The following is a 9,988-nucleotide window of genomic DNA, read 5'->3' on the forward strand; positions in this document are numbered from 1 at the left end:
CAGATGAAATAACAAATCTGTTTATTCTATTGGGGAGTGTTTTTTTATGGCGAGAAGTCGGCATTCGATCGAACAAAAACTGAGTGCGCTGCGCATGATGGAAGGAAATCATGGAGGCTCATCACGTCTCTGAGAATACCCTCCGGGTGTGGAAAGTGAAATTCGATACCGGTGGGATCGATGCGTTGAAGGAATCGAAGACATGGAAACTGTACACCAAGGAACAGAAAATCGCGGCCGTCCGTGACTATCTCGATGGGTTCACTAGAATGGAGGTACTCTCCAAGTATCAGATCAGTGATGGGTCTGTTCTTCGTAAATGGATTAAGAAGTATACTAGTCATAGCGAGTTAACAGATTCGAGAAAAGGGATGGATCGAGCTATGACAAAAGGGAGAAAGACAACATTCGAGGAACGCATGGAGATCGTCAGGTATTGCCTGGACAACGGACGGAACTATCAAAGGACGGCCGAGGTATTCGCCGTGTCGTACCGCGCGGACGGACGAAGCAAGAAGAGGAACTGACCAACGAGGAGAAGCTCGAACGTCGCATCCAACAGATTGAACGGGAGAATGAGCGCCTTCGGGCCGAGAATCTGTTCCTAAAAAAGTTAGAGGAGATCGAGAGGAGAGGTTGATCAGCCAGATCCGGCTACAATTGCGGTACATGGCCATCAAGGAAATGTCGACAAGCGACACGTTCCCGGTCGTGCTCCTATGCGAGATCGCGCAGGTCTCACGGGCCGCCTATTATAAATGGTTAAAACGTACCGTCTCGGTACGCGAGGAAGAAAACTCGAGTCTACTGGAGGACATCCGTCTCCTCTACGACCAGGTGAATGGGACCTACGGGTATCGACGGATCACCATGACGGTCAATCGCAGACGACGCCAGCATGGCCTGCCGGCATACAACGAGAAGCGCATCTATCGTCTCATGCGCATCCATGAGATCCGTTCGGTCATCCGCCAGAAACGAAAGCGGTACAAAAAGTCGTCACCGCAGCATGTGGCCGAGAACCTGATGAACCGGGAATTCAGCGCGTCACGACCGGACGAGAAATGGTGCACCGACGTCACCGAGTTCAAATATGGCGCCGGGAGGAAGGCGTATCTGAGCGCGATCATCGACCTGTATGACGGCTCAATCGTCGCCTATCGCATCGGGAAATCCAACAACAACGCGCTCGTCTTCCAGACGATGATGCCAGCGATCGCGGGGCTCCGTACAGGAGCGAGTCCGATGATCCATAGCGACCGAGGATATCAATACACATCGAGAGGGTTCAAACGCATGGTAGAAGACGCGGGGCTGACCCACAGCATGTCCCGGGTCGGACGTTGCATCGACAACGCCCCGATCGAGAGCTTTTGGGGCACCCTGAAAGTCGAGATGTACTACCTGCGTGAGTTCCAGGCCTATAGCGAACTCACATCGGCCATCGAGACCTACATATCGTTCTACAACCATGACCGTTTCCAGAAACGGCTAAACGGCTTGAGCCCTGTCGAATACAGGTCTCAAGCCGCCTAGTTTGGTTTTCATTATTTGCCCTGTCTACTTGACGGGGAGCAGTTCACTTTTGTTTTCTGTTTATAAAAATTTTCTAATGAAATTACTTCGCTAACCCTTCTGAAATTAATGCTTGAACATCAGAAGTTAATTTTTCCCCGTTTGACTTGATGATTTCTTTATACCAATAGAAGCTATCCTTTTTTATACGCTCCATTGATGCGTTATCATCAAAATCTCTGTCAATATATATAAATCCATATCGTTTTTGATAACCATTTAACCAGCTGAGTAAATCTGTTAAAGACCAAGGTGTATAGCCAATCACCTCGGAACCATCCGCAATAGCGTTTTGAATCGCCTTCGCATGATCACGCAAATATTTAATTCGATAGTCATCATGAATTCTGCCATCTTCAACCGTATCGAATTCCCCTAATCCATTCTCTGTAATAAGAACCGGAAGATTGTATCGACTTGTAATTCTGGTAATTGCTACTTGTAAACCAGTTGGATCAATGGTCCAGTCCCAATTTGTTGCATCTGTAAACGGATTTTTTACTATTTTGTACAGGCCAGGAACCCCTTTCTCAGGAGTTGTTCCCTTTTCACCCGTGTTATTAAATGCATGGTTCATTTGAACTCCATCAAGTGGATTGGCAACAACTGTTTCTGTCCGGTAGTAGTTTACTCCCATAAAGTCTGGTTTCGCTTTCTCAAGTAACTGCCAATCACTTTCTTCAAATTCAGGCAGTAAATCATTTTCCTCCAAGTATCGCCACATTCTCTTAGGATATCTGCCAAACGCATAGACATCCATCCAAAAATAATTGTTATAATCATTCGCTTCATCTGCTGCTAATACATTTTCTGGCTTAGAATCTAATGGATAGTATGGCGAGTAAGCAAAACTTGGACCAATCTTTCCATCTGGTACATAATCATGAAATACACTAATAGCAGCTGCGCTAGCAAGATTCGCGATATGGTTAGCCTGATACATTCGTTTTCTGTCCTGTACACCCGGCGGATGGATGCCGGCCTCATATCCGTGACCAATAAAGACATTTTGTTCGTTTAATGTAACCCAATATTTAACCCGGTCTCCATACCGTTTAAATAAGGTAATGGAGAAGTTCTTAAAATCCTCAATGACCCTTCTTGATTCCCATGCTCCATATTCCTCCATTAGAGCTTGAGGGATATCCCAGTGATAGATGGTTAATACAGGTTCAATTTTATTGGCGATTAATTCATTAATAATATCATCGTAAAATTGAAGTCCTTTCTCATTCACTTCACCGTACCCTTTAGGATAAATCCGGCTCCATGCTACAGAGAATCGATACGCTTTCAGACCCATTTCAGCCATTAAACGAATATCTTCTTTATATCTGTGATAATGGTCAACTGCAACATCACCGTTTGTTCCTTTTAGTGTCTTGCCGGGAATATGAGAAAAGACATCCCAAACTGAAGGACCTTTCCCATCCTCATTCCATGCACCTTCTATTTCATAAGCTGCAGAAGCCGCTCCCCATAAAAAGTCTTTAGGAAATGCTTGTTTTTTGATATGTTCCAATTTAATCTCCTCCTCTTATGATGATAAATGGCTTAATACGAAAGCTAATGCCTTTTCAGGACTCCTAGTCAAATCTATATATTCTTTACCACTTGTAGATACCAATTTGATCCCTAAACGATCTGTATCCTTTTTTAGCACTTCATAGTTTGATGCAACCTGTGGAGCTAAAATAACTAAATCATAATCTTTCAAAATATCATTATGTGATCCATAGGCTCCTGCCGTAGCTGAAATAGAAACATTACCTTCTTTTGCAGCTTTTGTTAAGGCATTAGCTAATAATCCGCTTGTACCACCGCCTGCACAAAGGACTAAAACATTTTTCTCATCTGTTATTATGTCTTGTTTAACTTCAGGTACAACTGTTTCGCTTTTCGGAGCAATTACTTCTTTGACAGGATGATTCTTTTCTTCAAGTTCTTGTTGCACCTTTTGCTTGTCGTAAACTTTGAAGAATGGATAATAAATAAGAAAGTCTACAACTAATAATAGAATGGCCAAGAGAAAGGCAAAACCGGCAAATCCAGTACCCATGATGATTCCAAGTGGACCAGGAGTTGTCCAAGGCAAGACATACATGAATGAATTCATACCTAAAACATCAACAAAGAATTTAAAAAGCCAAACGTTTACAATCGGTGTAAGTATAAATGGTACAAAGAAAACGGGATTTAGAACGAGCGGTGCACCAAATAATACTGGTTCATTGACACCAAAAAGAACCGGGATGGAAGAAGCTTTACCAACAGCTCTTAGTTGTTTTGACTTTGCTAAGAAAGCGAACATTAAAGTAACAACTAAAGTTGCGCCAGTTCCGCCTAAAGTAGCAACGAATTGTTGAACACCAGGTGTTAAAATATTTACTGCTTGTTCCCCGTTTTGATACATTTGTAGGTTTGCTTCAATATTAATGTAATAAATTGCCGCAACAGCTGGTTCTACAATTGAAGGGCCATGTATGCCGATAAACCAGAATAATGCCATCGCACCAAAAATAATCGCGAGACCTAAATAGCCATCAGCCGCTGAAAAGAGAGGTTTGAAGAGTTCTATAACTGCCTGCGCAAAGTTTATTTCGAAAAAGCTTCTAAATGCCAGGTCAAAAAGCCAGAAGAAGATCGTTGAAACTGCAAATGGAATTAAATCCTTGAACGTTTGGGCAATATTTGGCGGAACTTCTTCAGGTAATTTGATTGTCACGTTATTTTTGATACATACTTTATAAATATTAGCTACAGTAAAAGCAGTAATAAATGCTGTAAGTAATCCGGTTGATCCCATATATCCACTTGCAAAACCACCGTCAATTGGATTAGCAGCTAACAGCAAAAATCCAACAATAGCCGCTAGCATCGTAGATATATTACTTATCTGATTATTCTTTGGCAATTCCCGATTAAATGAGTCAGTTAAATGTTTTGCTGTAGTAGCCGCTACAACTAAGCCCAATATTCCCATTGAATATGCATACGGTTTCATTAATATTGTTTCAATTTCTTTGCTCCAATAAAAACCAAAAATATTCGGCACGTATGCTACCAGTAAAAAGATACTTGAGAATAAGACAATCGGCATTCCAGAAATGAAGCCATCTCTAACCGCTCTTAAATAGATATTCCGAGAAACCTTTTCGAAAAAAGGTTTCATTTTTTCTATTTGTGTAATTAAGGAATTCATCATGGAGTTCATAAATAATCATCCCTTCGTATAAATGTCAATTAAATGTTCAACAATATCACTTAATAGTAAGGTAGTCATTAAATGATCCTGGGCATGTACCATAATAAAGCCTAACTCAATGGATTCCCCGCCAGCCTCTGCTGCTAGTATTTGGGTTTGGGAATTATGTGCTTCTGTTAAGCTTTCCCTCGCCTCTTTCACTAGTCCTTCTGCAGCATCTAGGTTGCCTTTTTTTGCTTCATTAACAGCTTGTAATAATTTGGAACGTGCTTCACCGGCGAATGCAACAATTTCGAAACCTACCATGCTCACTTCTTCTTTATTCATATCTAATCCTCCTTAGTGAAAATAATAGAAATGTTTTGTTTCTGTTCTATTATGTTCTTTTTTGTTTATTTTTGTTTACATTCAAACTATATATCAGGGATTATTTTTTTGTCAAGCGCTTTCATTGACTGTTAATACATTATTCACACATTGTATCACCCTATTATTTTGTTTGACATTTATCGTTTCAGGTGATAAATTCTAGGAAAAGGAACAAAATCAAACATTTTAGAACAAATTGAGAAGGGAGTGACAGTGTGCTTAAAGAGCAACGCCTAGAAGCCATATTAAATTTAATTAATACTCATGGAATGGTACGCGTTTCAGAAATCACTGAATTATTAAATGTAACAGAAATGACTGTTCGACGAGATTTACAGCTGCTTGAGGATCAAGGTCAAGTTGAGAGAATTCATGGCGGAGCAAAGGCTGTCAATGGATTTTCGGATAAAGAGCTGACTCATATTGAGAAGCAAGGCATCAATATAGAAGAAAAACAACAAATTGCTAGAACGATTGCCTCCTTAGTCGAAGAAAATGACACAATTTTTCTCGGTCCAGGTACAACGATTGAGTATGTGTATGACTTCTTGACGGTATTTCCTGCAAGAATCGTGACCAATTCCATTCATGTTTTCAACCGTTTTAATAAAAACGAAGGTTATGATCTTATTTTAATTGGTGGAAGCTATCGAGCTCGAACTGGAGCCTTTGTCGGAAGCTTCGCGAATAATACATTAAAAAAGATTAATGTAAAAAAAGCCTTTATAGGCTCAAATGGCGTCCATGGGAATGAAGTTTACACATCTAATGAAGAGGAAGGAATTACACAGAGCATTATTTTAGATAATGCCCACGAAAAATACATTGTTGCTGATCATAGCAAAATCTGGGGACAGGACTTTTTTAGCTTCTATCATTTGGATGGGGTAACTGCTTTAATAACCGATGATCAAATTCCCGAAGAAAAGAAGCTTAAGCTAGAAGAGTTTGTAAAAGTAATTTATTAAATATGAGGTGAATGGACATGAACATATTATTAGGATCAGATAAAGCTGGGTTAGAGTTGAAAAATCATATAAAAACTTTCTTAGAAGAAAAAAACATCGATGTAATAGATAAAACACCAAATGGAGCCGTTGACTTTGTAGATTCAACTGTTTTAGTCGCAAATGAAGTAAAAAAAGGCAGCGATTCAATTGCTATTCTGATCGATTCCTATGGAGCGGGTTCTTTTATGGCAGCAACCAAAATAAAAGGCATCGTTTGTGCGGAAGTCTCTGATGAACGAACAGCAAGAATGACAAGGGACCATAATAACACTTCTATTATTACGATGGGGGCCGAAGTTGTAGGTAAAGGCTTGGCTGAAAGTATTGTGATGGCCTTTATTAACTCAAAGTACTCAGGGGGACGCCATCAAATCCGAGTAGATATGTTAAACAAAATGATGTAAATCGTATAAACCATTTAGAGGGATTAAATTAAAAGAATGAGGGAGAGTATAAGATGATTATTTCATTAGGTTGTGACCATATTGTAACAGATGTAAAAATGGCAGTTTCTGACCATTTAAAATCTAAAGGACATACGGTTGTTGATATGGGGACGTATGATTTTACAAGAACACATTATCCTATCTATGGGAAAAAGGTGGCAGAAGCGGTTACGACCGGAGAAGCTGATTTAGGTGTAGTGATTTGCGGTACAGGTGTAGGAATTACAAATTCAGCCGCTAAAGTACTAGGAGCAAGAGCAGCATTGGTAAGAGACGTTGCCACGGCCAAATATGCTAAAGAAAAACTAAATGCAAATGTCATTGGCGTTGGAGGCAAAATTACTGGAGAACATTTAATCCTAGAGATTGTCGATCACTTTATCGAAGCAAAATATGATGAAACAGAGGAAAACAACCAATTAGTGGAAAAAATTATGTCCCTTGAACCAGAAAATGATCATCAAACAGGAGACATTCACTTTTTTGACGAGTTCCTAGAAAAATGGGATGGGGGCGAATATCACGATTGATGATAAGCAATGAAATGAAAGGCTTTGTTAAACATCCTTGTTGATGCTGCAATTGCCTTCGGGGCATACGTTCAGCCATTTTTTAGGCAGAAAAATGCTGATCACATGGACCAAAGGCAATTTATCAACATTCATCATAAACAGAGCTAAAAAAAGAAAAAACACGAGAAAGAGGCAGTGAAATGATTTTATCAGTCACAATGAATCCCTCAGTTGATATTTCTTACCCTCTTAAACAATTTAAATTAAATGAGATTAATAGAATAGAACATGTGAGTAAAACCGCAGGCGGAAAGGGATTAAATGTTACACGGGTTATTTCACAATTAGAAGAAGATGTTCTGGCTACTGGTGTTATTGGCGGCACCCTTGGTGATTTTATCAACCAAGAATTAAAAAAAGCTGGTATTAAAAATGACTTTTTAAAGACTGAAAAAGAATCACGAAATTGTATTGCCATTCTTCACGAAGGAATGCAAACAGAGATCCTCGAATCGGGTCCAACCCTATCCCTAAAAGAAGGCAAAGCATTTTTAGATAAATTTGAAGGTCTATTATCAAAGACCTCATTTGTTACGATTTCAGGAAGTCTGCCAAAAGGGTTACCCGATGATTTCTACCATCAAATGCTAGTCATCAGTCATAAAAAAGACGTTCCTGTGATACTTGACTCCTCGGGAGAATCCTTAAAACAAGTACTTCTTCATAAGGAAAAGCCCTTTGCCATTAAACCAAACCATACTGAATTGTCTCAGCTTATTGGGAAAGAGGTCAATAATGATAGAAATCTCTTAAAAGAAGTATTATCGCATGAATTATTTAACGATATTGAATGCGTGATGGTTTCAATGGGAAGTAAAGGTGCTTTTGTTAAATATAAGGATCGATTCTATAACGCAAGTATACCAAAAATTAATGTGGTAAATCCAGTAGGATCAGGTGATGCGACAGTTGCGGGGTTAGCTGTTTCTTTAAATAGAGGGGAACCCATTGAAACCGCCATCAAAACCTCGATGACGGCAGGGATGCTGAACACAATAGAAGCTGGGACCGGAAGCGTTAATCTGAACCACTTTATGCACTATTTTAATTTAGTTGAGATAAACGAAATCTACTAAAAAGGGAGACTACTACTATGCTATCATTAAAAAAGAATAAATTAGAAGCATTGAAACGATTATCAAATGAAAACGGAGTAATCGGGGCACTTGCGATTGACCAACGTGGATCTCTTAAGAAAATGATTGCTAATGCAAGTGATCAGGAGATTGGAGATGAAGGAATCATTACGTATAAAAAAATGGTATCGGAGGAACTGACACCTTTTGCTTCATCGATCTTACTTGATCCTGAATATGGCTTACCCGCTTCGAAAATAAGACATCAAGATGCCGGACTCATCATGGCTTATGAAAAAACAGGCTATGATGCATCAGAGCCAGGACGCCTGCCTGATTTATTGGAGGAATGGTCTGTTAAACGGCTAAAAGACATTGGTGCCGATGCTATTAAATTTTTACTCTACTATGATGTAGATGAAGAAGAAAAAATTAATGAGTATAAACATGTATATATGGAGCGAATTGGTTCAGAATGTGAGGCTGAAGAAATCCCCTTCTTTTTAGAAATTGTGACTTATGATGTCAATAACGATGATGTAAAAGGAAAAGAATATGCCAAGGTGAAACCTCATAAAGTGATTGATGCAATGAAGGAATTCTCAAAACCACAATACAAAGTGGACGTCCTGAAAGTCGAGGTTCCTGTTAATATGAAATTCGTAGAAGGATATGGAGATGAAGTTATCCATTCTAGGGAAGAAGCGCTTCAATTATTTAAAGAACAAAGTGATGCTACGACGTTACCATTCATCTTTTTAAGTGCGGGTGTTTCAGCGCAGTTATTCCAAGATACATTAACATTTGCAAAAGAGGCGGGATCTACCTTTAATGGTGTATTATGCGGACGAGCAACCTGGAAGAATGGTGTTAATGTTTTCGGTGAAAAAGGTGAACAAGATGGCCGAGAATGGCTAAGATCAGAAGGCAGACAAAACATCGAAGAACTTAATGCCGTTTTAAAAGAAACAGCAAGTCCATGGTTTGATAAAGTAGAAAATATTTAATTAAAAACTCATTGAGTAAAGCAGAGTATATGATATTACTCTGCTTTTACCATTTTTCAATATGGCTAAAAGAAGTATCTAGACATACAAGTACTTAAAAACAATCACTTGAGGGTTTTTAAGTACTTGTAAAAAGTTGATCTTGAGATATCTAGAGTTTTGGTAATATCCTCGACTGTCATTCTTGCTTCATACATCATTATGGCTCTGGCCATGACCTGTTCATCAATCGGTTTTCTTCCACCCATTCTTCCTCTGGCTCGGGCAGCCTGAAGTCCAGCGTTTGTACGTTCGCGAATCAGCTCACGTTCCATTTCTGCCAATCCAGCCATCATGGTGAAGAATAGTCGGCCGGCAGCCGTAGAAGTATCGACCCCTAACGTAATGATTTGAAGATTGATTCCGCGATCTTTCAAATCATCAATCAATTCAAGAAGCTTCTTTGTGGTTCTCCCCAACCGATCTAGCTTCCAGACGACCAGGGTATCACCTTCTCGTAAATAATCTAAGCACTTCTCAAATTCTGGTCTCTTTTTTACACTGGAGGCCTTCTCTTGAAAGATTTTAGTACAACCGGCTTTCTTAAGTTCATCTAGCTGCGAGTCCAAGTTCTGATCAAAGGTTGATACTCGTGCATATCCAATTTTCGTCATGAATAACCTCCGTTCATTTGTTTGTTTACTCATCAATCATAACAGAAAACAAACATTGATAAAAAGATAAGTTAA

Annotated in this window: 9 protein-coding genes and 1 pseudogene; 6 read left to right on the plus strand and 4 right to left on the minus strand. The window is 39.5% G+C overall.

Annotated elements, in window-relative coordinates:
• Positions 1–46 precede the first annotated feature (46 nt).
• Positions 47–1,536 (plus strand): annotated as a pseudogene (locus KB235_RS15105) (IS3 family transposase).
• 82 nt (positions 1,537–1,618) lie between these two features.
• Here KB235_RS15105 and KB235_RS15110 read toward each other — a convergent pair.
• The 3 genes from KB235_RS15110 to KB235_RS15120 are packed head-to-tail and all read right to left on the minus strand — an operon-like array spanning position 1,619 to position 5,107.
• Entirely contained in the window at positions 1,619–3,097 is a 1,479-nt protein-coding gene (locus KB235_RS15110) for a glycoside hydrolase family 1 protein (RefSeq protein WP_114167513.1), read from the minus strand.
• Between the two features lie 15 nt (positions 3,098–3,112).
• The gene (locus KB235_RS15115) at positions 3,113–4,777 is read right to left on the minus strand and encodes a lactose-specific PTS transporter subunit EIIC (protein ID WP_211781036.1); all 1,665 of its coding nucleotides are present in this window, start codon (positions 4,775–4,777) and stop codon (positions 3,113–3,115) included.
• Between the two features lie 18 nt (positions 4,778–4,795).
• Positions 4,796–5,107, minus strand: coding sequence for a PTS sugar transporter subunit IIA (locus tag KB235_RS15120; RefSeq protein WP_211780995.1), 312 nt, complete (start codon positions 5,105–5,107; stop codon positions 4,796–4,798).
• Between the two features lie 257 nt (positions 5,108–5,364).
• Between KB235_RS15120 and KB235_RS15125 the strand changes: the two genes are divergently transcribed.
• The 5 genes from KB235_RS15125 (at position 5,365) to lacD (ending at position 9,260) form a co-directional block, all read left to right on the plus strand.
• Positions 5,365–6,117 (plus strand): DeoR/GlpR family DNA-binding transcription regulator, encoded by a 753-nt coding sequence (locus KB235_RS15125; protein ID WP_211780996.1) that lies wholly within the window; start codon positions 5,365–5,367, stop codon positions 6,115–6,117.
• Between the two features lie 17 nt (positions 6,118–6,134).
• Positions 6,135–6,563: a galactose-6-phosphate isomerase subunit LacA gene (gene lacA, locus KB235_RS15130; RefSeq protein ID WP_211780997.1), complete on the plus strand. Its 429-nt coding sequence runs from the start codon at positions 6,135–6,137 to the stop codon at positions 6,561–6,563.
• A gap of 53 nt (positions 6,564–6,616) precedes the next feature.
• Positions 6,617–7,135 carry a galactose-6-phosphate isomerase subunit LacB gene (gene lacB, locus KB235_RS15135; protein ID WP_211780998.1) on the plus strand — a complete coding sequence of 173 codons (519 nt, stop codon included), beginning with the start codon at positions 6,617–6,619 and terminating at the stop codon, positions 7,133–7,135.
• 182 nt (positions 7,136–7,317) lie between these two features.
• Positions 7,318–8,253, plus strand: coding sequence for a hexose kinase (locus KB235_RS15140; RefSeq protein WP_211780999.1), 936 nt, complete (start codon positions 7,318–7,320; stop codon positions 8,251–8,253).
• A 17-nt stretch (positions 8,254–8,270) separates the two neighbouring features.
• Positions 8,271–9,260 (plus strand): tagatose-bisphosphate aldolase, encoded by a 990-nt coding sequence (lacD, locus tag KB235_RS15145; RefSeq protein WP_114166634.1) that lies wholly within the window; start codon positions 8,271–8,273, stop codon positions 9,258–9,260.
• Positions 9,261–9,364: 104 nt separating this feature from the next.
• Here lacD and KB235_RS15150 read toward each other — a convergent pair whose 3' ends face one another.
• The gene (locus KB235_RS15150; RefSeq protein WP_211781000.1) at positions 9,365–9,913 is read right to left on the minus strand and encodes a recombinase family protein; all 549 of its coding nucleotides are present in this window, start codon (positions 9,911–9,913) and stop codon (positions 9,365–9,367) included.
• Positions 9,914–9,988: the final 75 nt, after the last annotated feature.

The sequence above is a fragment of the Exiguobacterium alkaliphilum genome, from assembly GCF_018138125.1.
Classification (GTDB): domain Bacteria; phylum Bacillota; class Bacilli; order Exiguobacteriales; family Exiguobacteriaceae; genus Exiguobacterium; species Exiguobacterium alkaliphilum.

Excerpts from the sequence above, each read along its gene's own strand:
- KB235_RS15115 (WP_211781036.1), bottom strand. The coding sequence starts at position 4,777 with ATGAATTCCTTAATTACACAAATAGAAAAAATGAAACCTTTTTTCGAA.
- KB235_RS15120 (WP_211780995.1), bottom strand. The coding sequence starts at position 5,107 with ATGAATAAAGAAGAAGTGAGCATGGTAGGTTTCGAAATTGTTGCATTC.
- lacA (WP_211780997.1), top strand. The coding sequence starts at position 6,135 with ATGAACATATTATTAGGATCAGATAAAGCTGGGTTAGAGTTGAAAAAT.
- lacB (WP_211780998.1), top strand. The coding sequence starts at position 6,617 with ATGATTATTTCATTAGGTTGTGACCATATTGTAACAGATGTAAAAATG.
- KB235_RS15140 (WP_211780999.1), top strand. The coding sequence starts at position 7,318 with ATGATTTTATCAGTCACAATGAATCCCTCAGTTGATATTTCTTACCCT.
- lacD (WP_114166634.1), top strand. The coding sequence starts at position 8,271 with ATGCTATCATTAAAAAAGAATAAATTAGAAGCATTGAAACGATTATCA.
- KB235_RS15150 (WP_211781000.1), bottom strand. The coding sequence starts at position 9,913 with ATGACGAAAATTGGATATGCACGAGTATCAACCTTTGATCAGAACTTG.